Origin of the sequence: Streptomyces sp. NPDC006610 (assembly GCF_040611575.1) — a bacterium.
Lineage (GTDB): Bacteria > Actinomycetota > Actinomycetes > Streptomycetales > Streptomycetaceae > Streptomyces.
This window is the reverse complement of record NZ_JBEXOP010000042.1, coordinates 33,627-54,594: the sequence shown is the minus strand read 5'-3', so window position 1 is coordinate 54,594 and position 20,968 is coordinate 33,627. Positions and strand designations below refer to the sequence as shown.

Annotated in this window: 19 protein-coding genes, 1 pseudogene and 1 riboswitch; of the genes and pseudogenes, 11 read left to right on the top strand and 9 right to left on the bottom strand. The window is 70.9% G+C overall.

Annotation, left to right across the window (positions count from 1 at the left end; all coding sequences use genetic code 11):
* Positions 1–121: 121 nt before the first annotated feature.
* Together ABZY13_RS27560 and ABZY13_RS27555 are read right to left on the bottom strand one after the other, a co-directional pair.
* Positions 122–810 (bottom strand): annotated as a pseudogene (locus ABZY13_RS27560) (hypothetical protein).
* Between the two features lie 136 nt (positions 811–946).
* Positions 947–1,354 carry a hypothetical protein gene (locus ABZY13_RS27555; protein ID WP_356635356.1) on the bottom strand — a complete coding sequence of 136 codons (408 nt, stop codon included), beginning with the start codon at positions 1,352–1,354 and terminating at the stop codon, positions 947–949.
* 346 nt (positions 1,355–1,700) lie between these two features.
* Here ABZY13_RS27555 and ABZY13_RS27550 point away from each other — a divergent pair, with 346 nt between their 5' ends.
* From ABZY13_RS27550 to ABZY13_RS27525, 6 genes are all read left to right on the top strand, one after another.
* On the top strand, positions 1,701–2,075 hold the full coding sequence (locus tag ABZY13_RS27550; RefSeq protein WP_356635354.1) for a DoxX family protein: 375 nt from the start codon (positions 1,701–1,703) through the stop codon (positions 2,073–2,075).
* A 50-nt stretch (positions 2,076–2,125) separates the two neighbouring features.
* Complete coding sequence (locus tag ABZY13_RS27545; protein WP_356635352.1) at positions 2,126–3,076, top strand: NADP-dependent oxidoreductase; 951 nt, start codon at positions 2,126–2,128, stop codon at positions 3,074–3,076.
* Between the two features lie 97 nt (positions 3,077–3,173).
* The gene (locus ABZY13_RS27540) at positions 3,174–4,028 is read left to right on the top strand and encodes an SDR family oxidoreductase (RefSeq protein ID WP_356635350.1); all 855 of its coding nucleotides are present in this window, start codon (positions 3,174–3,176) and stop codon (positions 4,026–4,028) included.
* Positions 4,029–4,112: 84 nt separating this feature from the next.
* A complete protein-coding gene (locus ABZY13_RS27535; protein WP_356635348.1) occupies positions 4,113–4,574 on the top strand; it encodes a DUF6069 family protein in 462 nt (153 codons plus the stop codon).
* Positions 4,575–4,704: 130 nt separating this feature from the next.
* A complete protein-coding gene (locus ABZY13_RS27530) occupies positions 4,705–5,196 on the top strand; it encodes a MarR family transcriptional regulator (protein WP_356635346.1) in 492 nt (163 codons plus the stop codon).
* 107 nt (positions 5,197–5,303) lie between these two features.
* Entirely contained in the window at positions 5,304–6,182 is an 879-nt protein-coding gene (locus tag ABZY13_RS27525; RefSeq protein WP_356635344.1) for a class III extradiol ring-cleavage dioxygenase, read from the top strand.
* A 428-nt stretch (positions 6,183–6,610) separates the two neighbouring features.
* Here ABZY13_RS27525 and ABZY13_RS27520 read toward each other — a convergent pair whose 3' ends face one another.
* On the bottom strand, positions 6,611–6,787 hold the full coding sequence (locus ABZY13_RS27520; RefSeq protein WP_356635342.1) for a hypothetical protein: 177 nt from the start codon (positions 6,785–6,787) through the stop codon (positions 6,611–6,613).
* 575 nt (positions 6,788–7,362) lie between these two features.
* Here ABZY13_RS27520 and ABZY13_RS27515 point away from each other — a divergent pair.
* From ABZY13_RS27515 to ABZY13_RS27505, 3 genes are all read left to right on the top strand, one after another.
* Positions 7,363–9,600, top strand: coding sequence for an MMPL family transporter (locus ABZY13_RS27515; RefSeq protein WP_356635340.1), 2,238 nt, complete (start codon positions 7,363–7,365; stop codon positions 9,598–9,600).
* 94 nt (positions 9,601–9,694) lie between these two features.
* Positions 9,695–10,888 (top strand): sensor histidine kinase, encoded by a 1,194-nt coding sequence (locus ABZY13_RS27510; protein ID WP_356635337.1) that lies wholly within the window; start codon positions 9,695–9,697, stop codon positions 10,886–10,888.
* The gene (locus ABZY13_RS27505; RefSeq protein ID WP_356635335.1) at positions 10,885–11,562 is read left to right on the top strand and encodes a response regulator transcription factor; all 678 of its coding nucleotides are present in this window, start codon (positions 10,885–10,887) and stop codon (positions 11,560–11,562) included. Before ABZY13_RS27510 ends, ABZY13_RS27505 begins: the two co-directional genes overlap by 4 nt.
* 506 nt (positions 11,563–12,068) lie before the next feature.
* On the opposite strand, the gene ABZY13_RS27500 is transcribed toward ABZY13_RS27505, so the two are convergent.
* From ABZY13_RS27500 to ABZY13_RS27480, 5 genes are all read right to left on the bottom strand, one after another.
* On the bottom strand, positions 12,069–12,887 hold the full coding sequence (locus ABZY13_RS27500) for an ABC transporter ATP-binding protein (RefSeq protein ID WP_356635333.1): 819 nt from the start codon (positions 12,885–12,887) through the stop codon (positions 12,069–12,071).
* Positions 12,884–13,960 carry an iron ABC transporter permease gene (locus ABZY13_RS27495; protein ID WP_356635394.1) on the bottom strand — a complete coding sequence of 359 codons (1,077 nt, stop codon included), beginning with the start codon at positions 13,958–13,960 and terminating at the stop codon, positions 12,884–12,886. The genes ABZY13_RS27500 and ABZY13_RS27495 overlap by 4 nt, the downstream gene beginning before the upstream one ends.
* 35 nt (positions 13,961–13,995) lie before the next feature.
* Complete coding sequence (locus ABZY13_RS27490; RefSeq protein WP_356635331.1) at positions 13,996–15,036, bottom strand: ABC transporter substrate-binding protein; 1,041 nt, start codon at positions 15,034–15,036, stop codon at positions 13,996–13,998.
* A 29-nt stretch (positions 15,037–15,065) separates the two neighbouring features.
* Positions 15,066–15,248, bottom strand: a riboswitch (cobalamin riboswitch).
* 438 nt (positions 15,249–15,686) lie between these two features.
* Entirely contained in the window at positions 15,687–16,784 is a 1,098-nt protein-coding gene (locus tag ABZY13_RS27485) for a hypothetical protein (protein WP_356635329.1), read from the bottom strand.
* The gene (locus ABZY13_RS27480) at positions 16,781–17,170 is read right to left on the bottom strand and encodes a sigma factor-like helix-turn-helix DNA-binding protein (protein ID WP_356635327.1); all 390 of its coding nucleotides are present in this window, start codon (positions 17,168–17,170) and stop codon (positions 16,781–16,783) included. The genes ABZY13_RS27485 and ABZY13_RS27480 overlap by 4 nt, the downstream gene beginning before the upstream one ends.
* A 209-nt stretch (positions 17,171–17,379) precedes the next feature.
* Between ABZY13_RS27480 and ABZY13_RS27475 the strand changes: the two genes are divergently transcribed.
* Entirely contained in the window at positions 17,380–17,856 is a 477-nt protein-coding gene (locus ABZY13_RS27475) for an NUDIX domain-containing protein (protein WP_356635325.1), read from the top strand.
* Between the two features lie 656 nt (positions 17,857–18,512).
* Positions 18,513–18,947 (top strand): hypothetical protein, encoded by a 435-nt coding sequence (locus tag ABZY13_RS27470; protein ID WP_356635323.1) that lies wholly within the window; start codon positions 18,513–18,515, stop codon positions 18,945–18,947.
* 1,772 nt (positions 18,948–20,719) lie between these two features.
* Here ABZY13_RS27470 and ABZY13_RS27465 read toward each other — a convergent pair.
* A partial coding sequence (locus tag ABZY13_RS27465) for a tetratricopeptide repeat protein (protein ID WP_356635321.1) occupies positions 20,720–20,968 on the bottom strand: 249 nt, incomplete at its 5' end.

Here is a 20,968-nt window from a genome sequence, read left to right as displayed (position 1 = left end):
GTCCTCGCCCGGCAGATCGCCCGCGAGGAAGAGCAACGCCGGGCCCTGGCCGCCTTCCTGGACGGCTGGAACGCGGCGGACGGGGGAGCGCCGACGTATTGCTGTACGGGCGCCCGCAACCTCAGGCGGGTGTGGGCGCGGGTGCCGGGCGCAGCGCCGCGAGCGGAGAGCGCCGGCCTTTCTCCACGGTGCGCAGTTGCTCCCAGTCGACCTCGGGGTGGGCGTCGACCACCGCGTCGATGGACGCCGTGGTGTAGAGCGCGACGTCGACGGCTCCGGCCCGGCTGGTGCCGAAGCGGACCTCGATCGACTGGGGGGAGCGGACCCCTCCGAGCCGGACCATGTGGTCGAAGTCGGCACGTCGTACCCGGAGCCGGGCGGCGGCCTGCCCGGGTCCGAGCGGGGTGTCGGCAGCGGCGAGGTCCGCCAGGTCCTCGCGGCGGCAGACCTGGTCGACCTGGTCGGGGTGGTGCAGCGTTCCGTCCGGGTTCGCGCTGAGGTTGACCAGCAGGCCGCGGTCGACGAACCGGCGCACCACGAACGCGGTCACGTTCGCCTTCTCGCCGATCACGTTCGGGGTGCCGAGCGCGTCGGCGATCCGGTCGGCCGCCGCGCCGCCGCTGATCGGCGGGGAGGGCATCGCGGCCCGGATGGCGTCGGCGTCCAGCGCCTCGACCGCGGCCCGGGACCACTGCCGGAGGAGGCGTCCGGGGCGGGGATGAGGCCGGTGTGCCTCGCCCACCGGAAGGCGGCTGCGGGCACCTTCAGGCGCTTGGCGGCCTGGCTTGCGTCGTACTCGGTTCGTCGCATGAGATCACCTCTCGCTCGTTCGCCCGAAGCGGCGAACAGAACATGGCAAGAAGCGTGAAAGGCTGTCAATCATAAGTAAAAAGGGGTGAGTTGGACCCGTATGGCTGGAGCTGCGCACGCGTACGCGAAGGGAAAATCACCCGTCCGGAAGCTGCGGCGAACCCGGTCCAACTCGGCGCCCGCGCGCCCGTGCCGCTGTCACCTCGCTGGCGACCAGCAGGGGAGTCGGCAGGGGAGAGGTCGGGGCGTCGGGGCGCGCCCGGTGCCAGCGGGCAGCGTGCCGCCAGCGGCCGGAGGTGTCGCGGGCGACGTCGACGCCGACTTTCACCATCAGTTCTGGCTCCACCAGCGTGACGTCCAGCGTCTTCCTGCTGGCCCGCCCGGCGGAGAACGACCAGCCCGTCCATGGATGCCCGCGCCGGGCCCGGTGGGGCATCCCCGCCACTGCCGTACCGGCCGTCTTGGCGAGGGTGGTGGTGCGGCCGACGTACTGAAGGCGCCCTTCCGGGCCGAACCGGCCCAGTGGTGTCCGGGGCGAGGTCAAGGGACCCGATACCGCGCCGACCGCCGCCTCCGTCGTCTTGCGCGTCTTGTACTTCTGCCAGTCGCGCCAAGGGGCGGTAGGGATCGTCCAGCCGCTTGAAGGCCACGCCCTCCATCCCGACCGACGCCCACGTCGGCCACTCGCGCACCGTGGCCGCCTCGGTGGTCGACGGGCGCAGCGCTCACGACGCCGGCAGCCGCCGTGCGGCTGTCGGCCGCGCCCAGCCGCTGCGCTGGAGCCGGTCTGCCGGTGCTCGTCGTACGCACCGCCCCACTTCACTTGACGGTTCAAGTTAATCAGCCTACCTTTACTTGAAGCTTCAAGTCATTGGGAAAGGTCCGACACCATGAACGTCACCCTCTGGATCATCGCGGGCCTCTTGGCCGTCGCGTTCGCCCTCGCCGGTCTGATGAAGGTCGCCCAGCCGAAGGAGAAGCTGGCCGCGTCCGGGATGGGCTGGACCGGCGACTTCTCCGCTGGTGCGGTGAAGGCCATCGGCGCGCTGGAGCTGCTCGGCGCGCTCGGCCTGGCCCTGCCCGCGGCCCTGGACGTCGCGCCGGTCCTGGTGCCGCTGGCGGCCACGGGGCTGGCGGTCCTCATGCTCGGCGCTGCGGTCGTCCACGCCCGCCGCAAGGAGCAGCAGATGATCGGCGTGAACGCCGTCCTGCTGATCCTGGCCGCTGTCGTGGCGTGGGGCCGCTTCGGATCTTACGCCTTCTAATCTCGCCGCAAACCAGTCGAAATCGAACTCAAAATCTTTCGGAGATCGCCATGCGTGCACTGAACGTTTCCGAGCCCGGTGCCCAGCCCGCCGTGTCCGACCTGCCCGTCCCGGAGGTCACCGACGGCCATGTCCTGATCCGGGTGAGGAACGCGGCCCTGAACGCCGTCGACAACGCCCTGGCCTCGGGAATGATGGCCGAGATGATGCCCCACGCCTACCCGCTGGTGCTGGGGCGGGACGCCTCCGGTGTGGTCGAGGCGGTCGGCGCGGGCGTCGACCATGTGGCCCCCGGTGACGAGGTCTTCGGGCACGTCCTGCTCGCCCCGCCGATCCAGGCCGGCACCCTCGCCGAGTACGCGCTGCTCCCGGCCGCCTCGGTGGCGGCCAAGCCGGCCGGACTGGACTTCGCCACGGCCGCGGCCCTGCCGCTGGCCGGCACCGCCGCCTACGCCTCCGTCGAAGCCCTCGACGTCCAGCCGGGGCAGGTCGTCCTGGTGGTCGGCGCCACCGGCGGCGTCGGCTCCTACGCCGTGCAGCTGCTCGCCGCCCGTGGCGTCGGCGTCGTGGCGACCGGGACGCCCGCCGACGCCGATCGGCTCACCGGTCTGGGTGCCGCGACGGTCGTCGACCACACCGCCGCCGCGCCGGTCGCCGACCAGGTCACCGCCGCCTACCCGGACGGCGTCGACGGCCTGATCGACCTGGTCTCCCGCAGTGCCGAAGGGCTGCCCCTGAGTGCCCTGCGCAAGGGCGGCACGGTCGCCAGCACCCTGAACGCCGCCGACGAGCAGGCCCTCGCCGCGGCCGGGCTGACCGGCAGCAACATCATGGCCACCCCGGTCCGCGAGGTCATCGAGCCGCTGGCCGCCCTGGCCGCCGAGGGCACCGTCAAGGCCGACATCGCCGCCGTCCTCCCCCTGGAGCGGGCCGCCGAAGGGCTGGCGACCCTCGCCGCCGGCCACGCTCGCGGCAAGATCATCGTCAACGTCGGCGACTGACCCGGACCACCATCCTGCCCCGCTGCCCAGCTCCGCCCACCCCGCCCGGAAGGGCGGTGGCCTGCATCCCTGACAGAACCGACGGAAAGCCCTTCTCGTGATCATCGTCACCGGAGCCACCGGCCAGCTCGGCCGCCTGGTCGTCCAGGACCTGCTGACCCGCCTCCCCGCCGACCAGATCGTTGCGGCGGTCCGCACCCCGGACAAGGCCGCCGACCTCGCCGAACAAGGCGTCCAGGTCCGCGAGGCCGACTACGACCGCCCCGACACCCTCAAGGCCGCCTTCGAGGGCGCCGAGAAGATCCTGCTGATCTCCGGCAGCGAGGTCGGCCGCCGCATCCCGCAGCACCAGGCCGTCATCGACGCCGCCAAGGACGCGGGCGCCGGCCTTCTGGCGTACACCAGCGTCCTTCACGCCGACGCCTCTAGCCTGCCCGTCGCCCCCGAGCACCAGGCCACCGAGGAAGCGATCAAGGCCAGTGGCCTGACTTACAGCCTGCTGCGCAACGGCTGGTACAACGAGAACTACATCCCCGCCGCTCAGCAGGGCGCGGCCAACGGCGTCATCATCGGCAGCGCCCGCGACGGCCGCATCTCCTCGGCCTCGCGCGCCGACTACGCCGCAGCCGCCGCCGTGGTCCTCACCGGCGACGGCCACGACAACACCGTCTACGAGCTCTCCGGCGACACCGCCTTCACCATGGACGACGTCGCCGCAGACATCACCGCGGTCACCGGTACCCAGGTCACCTACCAGGACCTGCCCGCCGAGGCGCACTTCCGGGCCCTGACCGAGGCCGGTCTGCCCGAGCCGGTGGTGGAGATGCTCGTCGCGATCGACGCGGGCACCGCAGAAGGCCGCCTGGCCGGCACCACCGGTGACCTCTCCCGCCTCATCGGACGGCCCACCACCGCGCTGCGCGCGACCCTCACCGCTGCACTCGCCGACTGAACCAGCCGCACACGCCGTTCTTCACGGGCGCCGGTCCCGCGCCGCCGCCTTCCTCCGCCACTCGTCCCCTTTCAAGGAGATCCCATGTCCACCTCACCCTCTTCCGCACCCTCGGCCACGTCCATAACGCAGGCGCCCGGACGGGGCGCGGTCGCCGGATGGCTGCTGGGAAGCATCGTGGCCGCGGGCGTCGCCAACGCGGTGATCGCCCTGATCGCCCTGGCGGCGGGGGCCTCCGACGACTTCCAGCCCCTGCAGCCCGGCGCCTACATCTCCTTCACCGTCCTGGGCGTCCTCATCGGCGCGGCCGGCTGGGCGGTCGTCCGACGCCGCTCGGCCGATCCGCGGGCTCTGCTGACTCGGCTCGTTCCCGCCGTGGTCGTCGTGTCCCTGGTCCCTGACCTGATGATGTTCTTCAGCGACTACAAGCCGCACGCCGACGCCGCCGGAATCATCGCCCTGATGCTCATGCATGTGGCGGTCGCCGCCATCGCGGTCGCCGCCTACCTGCGCGCCCTTCCCCTGAACGACACCCCCCGCGGCTGACCTGCGAGCTGCCCCCTCCCCGTCGGCGGGGAAGGCCCCAGCCCTTGATCCGTCCAGCCGCGGAGCGGGAGGTACACCCATGCATGAGACAGCCGCCGTCGCGCTTGAAGCGTCAAATTATTGTGGGGGTATGAACACCGACGAGCCGAACTGGTTGGATGACGAGGAACAGCAGACCTGGCTTGCCATGGTCGGCATGCTGGTCAGCCTCCCCGCCGCCCTGGACGCCCAGCTTCAGCGGGACGCCGGCATCTCCCACTTCGAGTACCAGGTCCTCGCCGGGCTCTCCATGTCCCCCGAGCGCACCCTGCGGATGAGCGACCTGGCGGAGTTCGCCGAAGCCTCCCTCTCCCGGCTCTCCCACACCGCCAAGCGCCTGGAGAAAAAGGGCTGGCTCACCCGCACCCCCGACCCCGCCGACGGCCGTTTCACCCTCGCCGTCCTCACCGACGCCGGCTGGGACAAGGTCGTGGCCACCGCCCCCGGCCACGTCGCCGAAGTACGCCGCCTGGTCATCGACCCCCTGACCAAGGCACAGGCCAGGCAACTGCGGGAGATCAGCCGCCGCGTTACCGACGCCATCGACCCCGGCCGCACCTGCCCCCCGATGCTCCACTCCTGACCCGCATCCCTCACCACCCCCTGCCCCGGGCGGCCTGCGGCGCACCGATCCCCATCCCACACCCACCCCCGCCTGCTCGACGGCCCGCAGCCGCCACGGAGACCACCATGCCCGACCTGCTGAACCCCGCCACCCCCGCCGGCGCCTACGACGCCTTCCTCCCCGGCGCCCTCACCCGGGCCGCCGCACACCGCCCCTGGACACCGGCCGACGGCCCCCTGCCCGCGATATACCTCAGCCACGGCGCCCCGCCCCTCTTCGACGACGGCCCCTGGCTGCGCGAACTCTCCGACTGGGCCCTGTCCCTGCCCAAGCCCAAGGCCATCGTGATCGTCTCCGCGCACTGGGAGGACGCCCCGTTGATGCTGTCGGCCCCCGCGGCCGGCACACCGCTGTACTACGACTTCGGCGGCTTCCACCGGCGCTACTACCAGATGCGCTACGCCACCCCCGACGCCACCGGCCTCGCCGCCCGCCTCGCCGCGATGATGCCCGACACCGAACCCCTCCACCAGCACCCCACCCGCGGCCTCGACCACGGCGCCTGGATCCCCCTGATGGCCATGTACCCGCTGGCCGACATCCCCGTCGTACAGATGTCCATGCCCACCCACGACCCCCAGCGCCTCCTGACCCTCGGCCGCCGCCTGGCCCCCCTGCGCGATGAGGGCGTCCTCGTCATCGGCTCCGGCTTCATGGTCCACGGCCTGCCCCACATCACCCGCGACATGATGCTCCACGGCACCGTCCCCGCCTGGTCCTCCGGCTTCGACGACTGGGCCGCCGACGCTCTCGCCCGCGGCGACGTCGACGAACTCGCCTCCTACACCCGCGCACCCGGCATGCCCTACGCCCACCCCACCCCCGAGCACTACCTCCCCATCTTCATCACCCTCGGTACTGCCAAGAACCCCGAACAGCCCGCCCGAACCGTCATCGACGGCTACATGGTCGGCCTCGCCAAACGCTCCTTCCAACTGGCCTGACCCCCACCACGACCCCACCCCCACGCTCCAGGAACCAGACCGGCAATGACCGCCCCTACTCCCGGTCACTGAGCAACGGGCACCACCGCCGCACCGAACTCAGCTGACCATCCGGCCCTCGTTCTGCCTACTCACATGACCCAAAGGAAACGTCCTGGCCAAACTGGTCACCGGGCCCGCTGGACGGCCGGCTGCTCGACACCACCGGCCTCCCGCCCGACGAAGTCGGCACCGGCGTTGCGCTGTCCACCGAGCTGGCGGATGCCGGGCCCCACTCGGCCAGCGGGTCACCGCTGGCACAGCGGTGACCCGCCGGGCCCGTACCTGTGCGTCTTGCGCTGGCAGGTCGCGCACGGTCCTACGCGCTCGCCGGGAGCAGGTCAGGACGGAGGGGTCCGGCTCGGCGACCGACGGCGGGGGGAGGGAGCTCATGGGCGGTGGCCCTGGCTCAGCGTTGTGGCGGCGTCCTGTCGTGGGCGTGGTGCGGGGACGGATAAGTCGATGATGCGCGGCTGAACGTCGGGTCGCAGTGGGGCCCGCAGCCCGGTGGCCAGCAGACGGCGGGCCTCCTCGCGGCCGACCGGCTGGCGCCGCCTGCCCGCCATGTGGCAGGGGCCGGCGTGGACCTGCACCGGCGGGCGGCCGGCACGATACCCAGCTCGACAATCCACTCCGGCGGCACCGGCCTGACCCGGCGACCGTGCCTCACCTCTGCCTGCCGCCGCAGCAGCATGCTGGTCTTGGTGTCGATGTGCCGCAGGAAGCGCATGTGCCACTCGCGCAGGGTGCGTGGCGCTCCAGGTCGGGCGGCAGGTCATGGAACCCAATTTTTGATTATGTGCGGATGGCACGCGCCGCTGGCTGGCCCGTGCCTGGGGAGCCGTTCGGACCAGTTGGCCGTCTGCCAATAGCTACCAGGTCGAGTGCGCGGTCCGCAGCTGGGTTGTCCTCACCCCGCCCGATCGTCCATGCCTGCTGCGACCCCGATGTTGCGGCCGGGTCTCTTCGCCCTGCGGTCATTCTCAGGTAGGAGAACGGCGTCCTCGTCTCGCACGAGGACGGCCTCTTGCCTGCTGCATGGCCACGAGGACCAGGTCACGGCACCGGCACGATGCCCCGGCAGCACCTGGAAGGACAGCCTTGGTATCTACCTGAGACCCACTTTGGGAGAGACCTTCTCGTGGCTACCTTCCTGTACCGACTGGGCCGAACCGCCTTCCGGCGGCGCTGGCTCGTGACCTTGTTGTGGGTGGTGGTCCTCGGCGGTGTCGGTCTCGGCGCCGTCAAGGCCCCTGCCGCCGGTGACGAGGGCACGTCGTTCATGCCCGGCATCGAGGCCCAGAAGGCGTTCGACCTGATCGGGGAGCGCTTCCCCGGCTCGGACGCCAACGGCGCCAATGCCCGCATCGTGTTCATCGCCCCCGGCGGGGAGAAGGTGACGGCCGAAGAGAACCGGGCCGCCATCGACGAGCTGGTGTCCACCGTCGCCGAGGGCGCACAGGTGGACAGCGCCGTCGGCCCTTTCAAAGCCCACGCGGTGAGCAAGGACGCCTCGACCGCCTACGCCACGGTCGACTACAAGGTCGAGGCCGATGACCTGACCGACGCCAGCAAGAAGAGCCTTGAAAAGGCCATCGACCAGGCCCGCGAAGCAGGGCTCACGGTGGAGGTGGGCGGCACCGCTCTCGCCTCGCAGCCGGCCGCAGGGGGGTCGGCCGAGGCGATCGGCATCGCCCTCGCCGCCGTCGTCCTGCTGATCACCTTCGGCTCCCTGGCCGCGGCCGGGCTGCCGTTGCTCACCGCCGTCATCGGCGTCGGTGTCAGCATGTGCGCGATCCTCGCCCTCGGCAGCGTCCTAGGGCTGTCCATGACCACCGGCACGCTCGCCTCGATGCTGGGGCTCGCGGTCGGCATCGACTACGCCCTCTTCGTGGTCTCCCGATACCGCGAGGAGCGCGCGAACGGACATGACCCGCGGGAAGCGGCGGGCCTCGCGGTCGGCACGGCCGGTTCCGCCGTGGTCTTCGCCGGTCTGACCGTGATCATCGCGCTCGCCGGCCTGACCGTGGTCGGCGTGCCGATGCTGACCAAGATGGGCCTGTGCGCCGCCGGAGCGGTCGCCGTCGGCGTCCTGGTCGCCCTGACCCTTGTGCCCGCGCTGCTCGGGATGTGGCCGAACGCCGTACTGTCCCGCAAGGTCCGTAAGCCCGGCAAGCGGGACGGCGGCGCCGGGCGCCGCTCCGGGACCGCCGGCAGTGGCGGGACCCGGTGGGCGCGCTTTGTGATGAGGCGGCCCCTGGCGGTCCTTCTGCTGGGCGTGGCCAGTCTGGGAGCCCTGGCTCTGCCCGCCGCTCAGCTGGAGATGGGCATGCCCGGCGCGGAGGCGAAGCCCACGTCGACGACGGAGCGACGTGCCTACGACGCTCTGGCCGACGGCTTCGGTCCGGGCTTCAACGGCCCCCTGACCATCGTCGCCGACGTCAAGGGAGCCGCTGACCTGCATGCGGCAGCGACCGCGGTGGCCGAGCAGATCAAGGACACGAAAGGCGTCGTGTCCGTCACGCCCCCGCAGTTCAACCAGGCCGGGGACGCCGCACTCTTCTCCGCCGTGCCGGCCACCGGCCCGAACGAGGAGGCCACGAAGGACATCGTCCAGACCATCCGGGCGGAGCGTCCCGCTCTGGAGGCGGACACCGGTGCGACCTTCGAGGTCACCGGCAGCACCGCGATGAACATCGACATCGCACAGGCCCTGCAGGACGCCCTGGTGCCCTACCTGGCCGTCATCGTGCTGCTGTCCTTGCTGCTCCTCATGGTGGTTTTCCGCTCGATCCTCGTACCCGTCAAGGCGGCCCTCGGCTTCCTGCTGTCGGTCCTCGCCTCGCTTGGGACGGTCGTTGCGGTATTCCAATGGGGCTGGGGCGCCGAACTGCTGGGAGTGGAGCAGACCGGCCCGATCATGAGCCTCATGCCGATCTTCCTGGTAGGCATCGTGTTCGGCCTGGCCATGGACTACGAGGTCTTCCTCGTCGCCCGCATGCGCGAGGCGTACGTCCACGGTGAGCGCCCCGCCCATGCCGTTGTGAGCGGCTTCCGGCACAGTGCCCGCGTGGTCGTCGCCGCGGCCGTGATCATGATGGCGGTGTTCTCCGGCTTCATCGGGTCCGGAGAGTCCATGATCAAGACGATCGGGTTCGGTCTCGCTGTCGCGGTCCTCTTCGACGCCTTCGTCGTCCGCATGGCCCTGGTGCCCGCTGTACTCGCCCTGCTGGGGGACAAGGCATGGTGGCTGCCCCGGTGGCTCGACAAGGCGCTGCCCCGAGTCGACGTCGAGGGCGCCGCACTCACCTCCCAGACGCAGGCATCCGCTGCGACGGGCGCTGAGGCTCACACGCGAGAGCCGGCCCGCACTGTCTGACACGAGGCCGCCTCAATACGCGCCGCGGCGCCGTGCAACGGCGCCGCGGCGCGTCTGCCACCCTGAACCGGCTGGCCCACCTCGGAGTACGACGATGACCGAACGATGGAAGCACCGCGCCACCAACCGCCCTCACATGGCCCACCTGGTCACCACGAGCCTGCTGCTCGCCTTCACCGTGGGCGGCGTCTTCCTCACGCGGACGGTCGCCGTGGAACCGCTCGTCCTGTGGCCCGGCCTCGTGCTGTCCGCCGTCGCCTGCGCCGTCCTGCTGCGCCGCCGCAGCCACCCTTTTGTCGTACTGCTGGTGACCACGGCATGCATCATGACCGAGGGCTTCCTGGGGTACCTCCTGACGCCGCTGCTCATGGGCCCGATGCTGGTTGCGCAGTACACCGTGAGCCTGCGTCCCGAACGCAGGACCACCTGGTACAGCGCCCTTGCGGCAGCGGCCGGGATCGCGCTCACCGGCTTCCTCACCACCGACTCTCCGCACGAGTGGATCATCGGCCTGGTCAATCCGGCAGCCTGGGTTCTGATGGTCGCCTCTTTCGGCAGCTACGTGCGCGTGCGCCGCGAGTACGCCATTGCCCGCGCCGAGCACGTCGCCCAGGAGCGGGAAGAGGAGGCGCGTCGACGGGTGATCCAGGAGCGCATGCGCATCGCACGAGAACTGCACGACGTGGTCGCCCACCATCTCGCGCTCGCCAACGCCCAGGCCGGCACCGCCGCCCATCTGGCCCGGACCCATCCCGACCAGGCCATCGCCATGATCGCGAAACTGCCGGAAGTGACCGCCTCGGCCCTCCGCGAGCTCAAGGCCACCGTCGGCTTGCTGCGCCAGGACACGGACTCCCAGGAGTTGGCTCCCGCGCCGGGCCTGGAACAGCTGCCGCAGCTCCTCGCGACCTGCGCGTCAGCGGGCCTGGACGTCTCCGTCACCACCGAGGGCCGGCCACGACCACTCCCGCCCGGCCTGGACCTCACGGCCTACCGGATCGTCCAGGAAGCACTCACCAACATCACCAAGCACGCCGCCACACCCTCCGCACGAGTCCGGCTGAACTACACCCGCCACTACCTGACACTCACCATCACCAACGACTCCGGCTCACGTCCCAGGACCGCTCTCGGCCCCCCCGACCGCAGCCGTGGCTTCGGACTGCTCGGCATGCGCGAACGGGCCCTGTCGGCAGGCGGGACTTTCCACGCCGGCCCGCGCTCCGATGGCGGTTTCGAAGTGGCCTGCTCGCTCCCCCTTCCCAGCTCCGAGGAAAGCACCTCATGACCATCCGAGTTCTGCTCGCCGACGACCAAGCGCTGCTGCGGGCCACGTTCCGCATCCTCATCGACTCCGATCCGGACATGACCGTCGTGGCGGAGGCGGCCGACGGCCGGCAGGCCGTAGAGCTCACCCTCGAGCACCGTCCCGACGTCGTCCTCATGGACATCCGCATGCCCGACACCGACGGGCTGGCCGCCACGGCCGACATCTGCGCCCGGACCGAACTGTCGAGCACCCGGGTTCTGATCCTCACCACGTTCGAGAACGACGAGAACGTCGCCATGGCCCTGCGATCCGGGGCGAGCGGATTCCTCGGCAAGGACGTCGGCCCCGACGTCCTGCTGGCAGGCATCCGCACCGTGGCCGCGGGCGAATCCCTGCTCTCCCCCACGGCCACCCGTGCCCTGATCTCCCGCTTCCTGGCCACCCCGGCCGACCACATGCCCCTCACCACACCGGAACGCCTCAGCCTGCTCACCGAACGCGAACGCGAGGTCATGGCGCTGGCCGCGCTGGGCAAGTCGAACCACGAGATCGCCGACCAACTGGTCCTCAGCCCTCTGACCGTGCGCAGCCACATCTCCCGCGCGATGACCAAACTCCACGCACGCGACCGAGCGCAACTGGTCGTGATCGCCTACCAGAGCGGCCTCGTCCGGCCGGCCCCCGGCGGCTGACGCGCAGAACCGGCATGATCACCGCTATGCGCACCCCAGCTCTGTGACGGCGGCGTGGACACCGACCGGCAGATGGCCCGGCCGGCCCCCGAAGCTCGGTCGCCGACAGCCTGCTCCACCCACGTACTGGTGAGCATCGGTGCAGCACAGAAGCGGCATCCTGCTGTACCGATCAGTTCAGTTCTGGACTCGCTCCGAGTCTGCCTCCGCTTCAGGCCACCGCAGCGCAGCTGCCGCAGCTCGCCGTCGGCATCGGCGGCCGCCTGGACGTGCTGGAACAGCCGCTCCCAGGTACCCTCGGCCGACCAGAGCCGATGGCGACGGCAAACACCTGATGACCCAGGACAACGCAGACTTGCTCCTGGTGTGGGACACCGCCGCTCTCAGTCCGTGAAGCCCTGTTGCGCGCACTCGCACCCCACGCCACCAGTCCTGTTTCACCCCGACGGCACCTGCGTACTGCCACCGCGACCCGTCCGCCTATGTGCAGCGGTAGGTGGCAGCCGTCACGATAAGGACTGATCCGCCGTGGCCGGTGCGGCCGGGTGCGGCTCGCCGGGGAGGAAGGTGACCTGGGGGGCGCCCGTACGGGGATGGACGGTGACCTCGCTCGTCACGCCGTAGACGTCCTTCAGTAGTTGGGGCGTGAGAATGGCAGCCGGCGGGCCGGAGGCGGTGACCGTGCCGTCGCGCAGGACGTACAGTCGGTCGCAGTAGTAGGCCGCGAGGTTGAGGTCGTGCAGGGCCACGAGGACCGTCGCCGGCAGGCGGCGCAGGATGCCCAGGACGTCCAGCTGATGCCGGATGTCGAGGTGGTTGGTCGGCTCGTCCAGGACGAGCAGGGACGGCTGCTGGGCCAGCGCGCGGGCGATGAGGACGCGTTGGCGTTCGCCGCCGGAGAGGCGGGCGAAGGGGCGGTGGGCCAGGTCGGTGGCGTGTACTGATTCCAGGGCCGTCTCGATCAGTTCGGCGTCTTCGGGGGTGTCCCCGTCGAGCAGCCGTTTGTGCGGGGTGCGGCCCATCGCGACGACCTCGCGCACCGTGAGGTCGAAGTCGGCGCCCGACTCCTGCACCACTGCCGCCACGGTCCGGGCGAGTTGCCGTACGGGCAGCGACCAGGCGTCGGCGCCGTCGACGGTGACGTGGCCGGTCACGGGGCGCAGGACGCGGTAGACGGCGCGCAGCAGGCTGGACTTGCCGCTGCCGTTCGGCCCGACTAGCCCGATGACCTCCCCGGGGCGTGCCGTCAGGGAGACGTCTTGGACGAGGCGGTGTGCGCCGGCGGTGAGGGTGACGCCGTCGATGACGAGTTCAGTGGCGGTCATGCCTCTCCTCGGTCGGTGGTCCGCCGTGCGTCGCGGCGCAGTAGCCACAGGAAAAACGGGCCACCGCACAGGGCCGTGAGCACGCCGACGGGGATCTCCATGGGTGCGGCGACAACGCGCGCGGCGATGTCGGCCCAGACGAGGAAGACGGCGCCGCCGAGCGCGGCCGTGGGAAGGACGCGGCGGTGGTCGCCGCCGACGACGAGGCGGACGATGTGCGGCAGCATCAGGCCGACGAATCCGATCGGTCCGCACGCCGCGACGAGGATGCCGGTGACCAGGGAGAGCAGGACGAACATGCGGGCGCGGAAGCGGGCTACATCAAGACCCATAGTGGTGGCGGCCTCCTCGCCGGCGAGGAGCAGGTTCAGGTTACGGGCCTGCACCAAGAGGACGGCGATGCCCAAGAGCAGGGCGGCGCTGGGCAGCCAGAGAGTGTCCCAGTTGACGCCGCCGAGGCCGCCGAGGGTCCAGGCGAGGACCGCGCGGGCTTCATTGCCCCGGTCGGTGGTCAGCAGCAGCAGGTCCAGTACGGCGGTCAGTACTGCCGCGACGGCCACACCCGACAAGACCAGCCGGGTCGACGTGATCCGACCGCCGGTGCGGGCGGTGACGTAGACGAGCAGCAGTGCCCCGAGTGCCCCCGCGAACGCGGCGACCGACAGCGAAACCGGCCCGAACAGGGTGACCTGGAACACGATCACCGCAACGGCGCCCAGGGATGCCCCGGAGGAGACTCCGAGCAGGTAGGGCTCGGCGAGCGGGTTGCGGATCAGAGCCTGCAGGGCGGTGCCCACGACCGCGAGTCCGGCGCCGGCCACCGCCCCGAGAAGGACGCGGGGCGCGCGGACGTCCAGCACGATGGTCTCCCGCGCCCGCGACCAGTCCGGTTCCGCCCAGTCGACGCCCAGCGCGTTCGTCACGATGCCCCACACCTGGCCGGGCGGCACCTGAACCGAACCGATCGCCAGGCCCGCCGTGGCGGAGACCATCAGCAGGGTGGCCAGGACGACGAGCGTGACGGTGAGACCGGCCGGCCCGGCCCGCCTGTCGTCCTGTTTCCCCGGTTTCACGGCCCGCCCGGTGGCGTCGTCGGTGACCGGAGCCGTCACCGGAAGCTCTCGGGGTGGATGCCGCGGGCCAGGTCCTCCACCGCGTACGCGGACCGCACGCCGACCAGGGTGGCGGTCAACGGCAGCACGACGAACCGCTTGTTCCTGAGGGCGGGCACGTCCCGCAGAGCGGGCTGGGCGAGCAGGAACTTCTTCTTCTGCTCGACGCTTCCGGCGCCCGCGTAGTCGTAGATCGCGATGACCTCTGGTTTGCGTTCGACGACCTGTTCCCAGGAGACGTCACCGAAGACGTCGTCGAGGCCGGCGAAGACGTTCTCGCCGCCGGCCAGCCGGATCAGTTCGGTGCCCAGGCTCTTGCCGCCCGCGGTGAAGGCGGTCTTGTCACCACTGTCGTAGACGAAGACGGGTACCTCGGGCTCGCCCTCGACGGCGTCGGTGACCTTGCCGACCCGCGCCTGGAGGTCGGAGACCAGCTTGTCCGCCCGGCCGGAGACGTTGAAGATCCTGCCAATGGTGCGGATCTCGTCGTAGGTGTCGGCCATCGTGACCCGCTTCTTGCCGCAGTACTCGCGGTTGAGGTGGGTGTCGATGCCGGCGTCGGCGAATGCCGAGCGGGAGCGGCCCTCATTCTCGGCGAAGGCGCTGCCGTAGCCGCCGTAGACCAGATCCGGTTCGGCCTCCAGGACGGTTTCGAAGGACGGCTCCTTCTTCGCCAGTTCCGGGATTGCCTCGTAGTCCTTCTTCAGTTCGGGCAGGACGGCGGAGTCGGAGAAGGCAGTGCCGACCATGCGGTCCTTCAGGCCCAGGGAGAGCATGAGTTCCGCCGGGTGCTGGTGGATGGTGACGACGCGGGCGGGCGCCTTGTCGTACGTCGTCTTCACGCCGCAGTTGTCGACGGTGACCGGAAAGCCGTCGGCCGACGAGGCCGCGGCCTTCGCGTCCTTGGCGGTGTCCTGAGACGATCCGCAGCCGGCGGTCAGCAGGGCCGCCGACAGTACGGCCGCGGCCGCCGCCCGCAGGGCGCGGCGTCGGCGGGCAGGGGTGAACAGCGGGGGACGGGACGTGCCGTCGTACACGTGAAGCCTCCTGGGGAGTCCGCGCTCCTCGGAACGGGCCCGCGACAGGCCAGTGTCCTGACTCCCGGATCGACGCTCCCCCTGGCCTTCCCGCGCGGCGCGCAGTGGCGTGTCGAAGGGTGCACTCCCCGGTCACAGTGGCGGGACCGTGCCGGACTCGCACCGGCTTCCTGTCTCCCGTCGCGGCGATGACCTGCTGATCCTACGATCCCCCGCGTCCTGGCCCAAGGGCGTGCGGACCCCGCCGCACACCCCTGCCGTTCTGCGTCACGCCTCGCGGACAGCCCGCAGCACCAGCCGCTCGGCGTTTTCGTCGTAGGGACGGCCGTCGAAGCGGGACATGAAGGACACCGTTCGTGCTGTGCGTGCCCTCTTGGACCCGAGCCCCCAGGACACGTACCGGGAACTCCTGGAGACGGCCCAAGTTCCTCGTTGTCCTGGGTGGTCTCCCGGGACGTCAGCGACGAGTACGCCGAACTCGTCGAGCAGCTACCGCAGTCGCTGACCCCCGTGGAAGGCGTGGCGGAGCGGTGGGGCCGAGGCGAACCGCGTCGGCACTGGCGGGGCAACGCAGTCGGATATTTTTGGAGTTTCGGGTTGCTGGGACGCCGGGCAGCTGTGCAGACCCGCAGTCATCACGCCACCTCTCCTCATAGTTCGGCCGGGTCGCGGATGCTGGCGGTTCCGGAGCGGACGATCCAGGTTCCGCTGCCGCGCGGGGTCTCGTCGGAGCGGGCCTTGAGGTCTTCGACATCGAGGACCGGCGGCCACTGTGTGCCACGTTCCGACCAGTGGACTCCGCTGAGATCCATGCCGGTCAGGTCGACGTCGCTCAAGTCGGCGGTGGTGAAGTCATCCAGGAGCGTGTGCAGCGAGTTCTTATCGAGCATGGGGGGCTCTCGGCGGAGCGCCGCACCGATGGCCCGGCCAACCTCGGTAGTGCGGACATCGACGACGGTGCGGACGACGGTGCGCGCCGCCTCGCTGGCATGGTCGAGGTCGAGGTCGCTGGCACGGGCGAGGGCGAGGTCGAGGATGGAGTTGAGGTCGCGGGCGCGGGCGCGGGCGCGTTGGAAGTCGAGGTCGTGGTCGAGGCGGAAGTCGCGGTCGCTGGCGTGGTCGTCGCTGAGGGCGAGGTCGAGGAGGCGGTTGATGTAGCGGGCGCGAGCGCGGGCGCGTTGGAAGTCGCGGTTGATGGAGCCGTCGAGGTTGTGGGCGAAGCGGCCGGCGAAGTCACGGGCGTAGCCGAGGTTGCGGTTGAGGCGGCGGCCGAGGAGGGCGAGATCGAGGTCGCGGTTGAGGTCGCGGGCGAGGTCGAAGGCGAGGTCGAGGATGAGGTTGAGAGGGCGGACGATGATCAGGGCGGGAGCGAGGAAATCGTGGTCGCGGGCGAGGTCTCGGAAAGCTTGTTTGACGTGGGGATGGTCGCGCAGGGTCATGCGGTCTGAAGGGCTGAGGGTGCGGAGGAGTTCCTGTGCGCCGGTGTGGTCGTGGGGGGCGCGGTGTGTGCTGGGCGGGGCGGCTGGTTCTGGGGTGGGGGGCAGGATGGCGGCGAGTCCGGCTTCGGTGTCCAGGACGGTGTCGAGGTCGTCAGCGGCGGTGTCCTGGCGGGAGTGGATGAGGATCTCGCGCAGTCCGGCTTCGACGTCGAGGACGTCGTCCAGTGCGCTGGTCAGGGCATGCTGGTGCTGAGCGAGCCGGCGGTCCACCGTCTGGTCGTCGTGGTGGTGTGCTCGGTGGTCGGTCACTGTTCCTCCTCCCGTGCCGTGAGGTAGGCGGCCGCGGAGCGGCGGGCTTTCATGAGGTTGGCGCGTACGGTCTCAGCGCGCAGGCCGAGGAGCTCGGCGATGTCGGTGGGGGTGAAGCCGGCCAGGGTCCAGGCCAGGATCTGGCGCTGTCTCGGCGGGAGGCTGCGCAGCACGGGCAGCACGTCATGCGTCGCCTCCCATTCCGCGATGGCGTCGGGGCGGGCCAGCAGGGATGTGGGCTCGGGTACTTCGTCGACGGGTTCTTCGACGGAGGCGATCCTGGCGAGGTCGGATTGAGGGCGCAGGGCCTTCAGGATCTCGACTCCCTCGCGGGTCTCCTCGACCGGCAACTCGGCCCGCCGCGCGCGGCGGCGTCCTCGGCCCACGTGCAGCAGAGGCAGACGGCAGAGCCCACCGGTTCCGCGAGCGCCTCCGGACTCACCGGCTTCGATTCTAGGGTCGCGTCGTACGGGCGGCGCGGCCAGGCCGGGCGTGTCCGGTCCACTGAACCTTGACCGTTTGCCACTGACGTTTGACCGGCCGGAGCGCGTAGGCGGAGGGCTTCTCGTGGAGTCGCTCGGGGAAGCATCCGACCGTGGCCTACCCCGCAGATGAACCGCTTGCAGCCGATGACCGTGGCAACTCCTTGATCTCGTTCGCGCGGGGCGGCGAGGCAGCGCCGCCGCAGGACGCCCTGCTGTCGGCGGCGCTGGTGGCCTTGTGGCGAGCCGGTCGGGTCCTCATGGTCTTCGATCGGCACCGTCAGTCCTGGGAGCTTCCAGGGGGAAGCATCGAAGAGGGTGAAACCCCCCGCCAGGCGGTCGTGCGCGAACTACTGGAGGAGAGCGGGCAGCAGCCTGACGAACGGTTGCGGTTTATCGGCTACGCGCAGTTCGTGCTGGCGCCTGACCGGCGAGCCGAATATCTGGCCCTGTACGCAGGATCCTGCGCCGAGCCCCGCGTCTTCGAGCCCACCGAGGAGATCTCGGCCATCCGCTGGTGGGACCTCCTCGAACGCCTCCCAGGGTATGTACAGCCCCTGGACGCCTACCTTGCCGCGCTCACCCGGTAGCCAACAGCCGACGCCACTGCGCCATCAAGCAGCGGTCAATGTTCAGTGGCAAACGGTCAAGGTTCGCTGTCACCGGACAGGGCGGGAGCTGTCGAGGGAGGCTGGCGGGTCAGGAACGCGTGTCGGTGTGGCGTACGCCCGGGCCCCACTTCTCTTTCGCTGCTGCCATGCACCACTGGCACAGCGGGCTGCCGCCGCGGCCGTACTTGTGGGTCTTGCGCTGGCAGGTGGCGCAGGGGCCGACGAGGTCGCCGGAGCAGATCAGTGCGGAGGGGTCGGGCTCGGCGGGCGGGGGAGGGGGCGTCGGGTGGTCATGGCGGTTCCTGTTCCGGGCGACAAGGTGCTGGTCGCCTCTCGTCGCAGGATACGGCGCGATTGGCAAACGTGTTCGAACGCTGTCCCGGGGCGGGTTGTCACGGCGGGTGCGGGGTTGGCTACGGTGAGTCCATATGTGATCACGTGAGTGTGAGGGGTTGAGGGTGCGGTTACAGGCGCGGGGTGCGGCCGTGGCCGGTGTGCTGGCCTTGGCGGTGGTGCTGTCCGGCTGCGGGAACACCGACGACGGCGGCGGCGCAGGGGAAGCGAAGCCGACGGCTACGTCGTCGTCGCCGTCGGCGTGGGGTGAGTTTTCGCCCGGACCGGTGCCGGAGTCGACGGTGCGCAAGCCGGTGGGTGAGGACGCCGAGCAGGAGCGGGCAGTGCGCCAGGTGTACGACCGGATGCTGGCCGCGCAGGCGAAGGCCTACCGGACGGCCTCCACCAAAGGCACGGGTGTGGAGCGGTACGCCACCTACGAGGCCCTGGCGGCGATCCGTGACGGCGTCGACAACCTGAAGGACTCCGGCGCCCTCGTGACCGGGCACGTTGGCCACGACGTGAAGGTGACCAAGCTGGACCTCGACGCGAAGGTGCCCACGGCGACGCTGACCGACTGCGTGGACCTCTCTCGCTACCGCACCGTCAAGGCCGGCAAGGAAGTCCCGCTGCCCACCGAGCAGCCGCTGCGCTACGTGATGACGGTGAGCGCGGAGCGTTGGGACGGCGGCCGGTGGATGATCACCCGGATCGCCACGGACGGCCCGGAATGCTGACCCCCCGCCCGCGTAGGGGCTGGGCCCTGTCGGCCGGGGCCGCGGTGCTCTTGGCGGCCGCCGCGGCCCCGGCCGCTCACGCCGACGGAGGCGGCCGCGGGGTGGGCCCGAACTGCTCCAGCTCGACGCGGTTCGTGAAGGTGTGCGCCGGCGGCGGCAGCACCTCCGGTGGGTCCGGCGGCGCCCAGGGCTTGCCCGGTTCCCGGCCGCCCGCTTCCTTCCAGCTCGGGCTCGCAGGCGTCGTCGGATGCGCCGAAGTGCGCCCACGAGCGGATGTCGCCGCAGCCGCTGGAGGGCAGCATCAGCTACCGTCCCGGCCGGCCGGGCGAGGACGGCGCGGTCTACGAGGTGCGGTGCGAAGGTGGGCGGACGGTGTGGATGTGGCTGCCCGACGGCGCCGCCCCCGGAGCTCCCGCGATCGACCCGGCCGTGGTCGCCCGTCGTGCGGTGGACCAGATGGAACTGAAGGGCCCGGACATTGCCGGCCCTCGCGCGGCCGGGAGGTATCTGGTGGGGATGCCGATGTGGCCCAGGTCCTCAACCGAACCTCTCCCCGTGCCCGGTGGCCGAGGCCTGTGCAGCCGCGCGGTCCGGGTTCTGCGCACCGGCTGCGCAACGGCCAGCTGCGCACTGAAGGACCGCCCGCTGCGCAGTGCGCACCAGGCGGCTGTGCACTGCGCAGCCGGGCGTTTGCGGCGTCCGGCTGGGCTGATGCCCGGGGCCCAGGCATCGGTGTGTGCGGCTGCGTGACGAGTCTGCGCATTGTGGCGCTGACCTGCATGGTCAGGGCCCATGGTTGGGGTTGGACGGCCCATGGTTGGGGTTGGACGGCGTCGTGGTCGGGGTGGCTGCGCACTCGCCTGCGCAAGGGCTGCGCAGCCGGGTTGTGCGGTGCGCAGGCGGCTGTCGCGGGTGCGCACCGGCTGGTGTGTGCGCAGTGGGCTGACCTGCATGGTCGGGGTGGCCGGGGTCCGTGGTCGGGGTTCGGGCGGCCATGGTTGGGGTCCGGTGCGGGCCGTGAGTTCGGGGCGGGTGGCGTGTTGAGGGCGGTGGCGCACGACCTCCCCAGGTCTTTGTGTGCGCCACCGCCCGTGACAGCTTTCCCCGCCGGCACCCAGAGGTCCGCTGCGTCGTCAGCCGCCGGTCCTGCTACCCAGCCCGCCGCTGCTCATGCCCGCCCGCCGGCGGCTCGCGCCGCACCGGTTGCGCGCGGTGCGATGACTGTTCGTCGCCGGCTTCCTCCTGGCTGCTGCGGTGCCGTCGAGGACGAACAGCAGCCTCGACAGGGGCGGGCGGTGCGGCCGTCGTTCCTCCCGCGGTGTCCTCGGCTGCACCGGCTGCCGTGGGCCGGACGGGAGCGCGGTGGCCCGGCCATGCAGGCGCGCGTGGGCGGCCGGCCGCGCGCCCAGGCGCCCGGGCTCTGCGGTGGCGCGGTCTGTCGACGAGCGCCTGGAACGCCGGGCCGCGCCCGCCCGGACCGGTGCGGTAGTGGAGCAGCGCGTCCGGGTCGACGCCTGGCCGTCGACGGTGAAGTGGTCGGGGTCGGGGATCTCCAGCCCGGCGGCCGGCACGCGACCTCGTTCACGGTCAGCGCATGCCCGGCCCGCGCCGGGCCAAGGGAAGGGCTGCTGTCCGAGCAGCTCGGGCCGCTGGCCGGCCAGCCGTGCCCTGTAGCGGGTGGGGAACCACACCTACGCCCGTCCGGCTCGATCGAGTGTGATCCAGTCCGTAGCCCTTCGCGAGCTGCTGCCGGTCTGCTCATCGTGTTCGAGCTAAGTGGGCCGCGCTCGTTTCAGGTTCTCCCGCACTACCGCGATGATTTGATGGCCCGGGCTCAACACTCGTTCACTGTCGTGCAGGGTTTGTTCGTAGAGCGGGATTGCCCGCCCCAGGTCTCCCGCTGCTCGGTACGCGTCGGCGAGGTTGTTGCGTGCGGCCAGTGTGTGGGGGTGGTCGTTGCCCAGGACGCGCTCACTGTCGTGCAGGGTTTGTTCGTAGAGCGGGATTGCCCGCCCCAGGTC

What these genes read in the sequence shown, in the direction of transcription:
- ABZY13_RS27535 (WP_356635348.1), top strand. Translation starts at nt 4,113, where the DNA reads ATGTCCACCTCACCCTCTTCCGCACCCTCGGCCACGTCCATAACGCAG.
- ABZY13_RS27530 (WP_356635346.1), top strand. Translation starts at nt 4,705, where the DNA reads ATGAACACCGACGAGCCGAACTGGTTGGATGACGAGGAACAGCAGACC.
- ABZY13_RS27520 (WP_356635342.1), bottom strand. Translation starts at nt 6,787, where the DNA reads ATGGCGGGCAGGCGGCGCCAGCCGGTCGGCCGCGAGGAGGCCCGCCGT.
- ABZY13_RS27505 (WP_356635335.1), top strand. Translation starts at nt 10,885, where the DNA reads ATGACCATCCGAGTTCTGCTCGCCGACGACCAAGCGCTGCTGCGGGCC.
- ABZY13_RS27525 (WP_356635344.1), top strand. Translation starts at nt 5,304, where the DNA reads ATGCCCGACCTGCTGAACCCCGCCACCCCCGCCGGCGCCTACGACGCC.
- ABZY13_RS27550 (WP_356635354.1), top strand. Translation starts at nt 1,701, where the DNA reads ATGAACGTCACCCTCTGGATCATCGCGGGCCTCTTGGCCGTCGCGTTC.
- ABZY13_RS27510 (WP_356635337.1), top strand. Translation starts at nt 9,695, where the DNA reads ATGACCGAACGATGGAAGCACCGCGCCACCAACCGCCCTCACATGGCC.
- ABZY13_RS27500 (WP_356635333.1), bottom strand. Translation starts at nt 12,887, where the DNA reads ATGACCGCCACTGAACTCGTCATCGACGGCGTCACCCTCACCGCCGGC.
- ABZY13_RS27545 (WP_356635352.1), top strand. Translation starts at nt 2,126, where the DNA reads ATGCGTGCACTGAACGTTTCCGAGCCCGGTGCCCAGCCCGCCGTGTCC.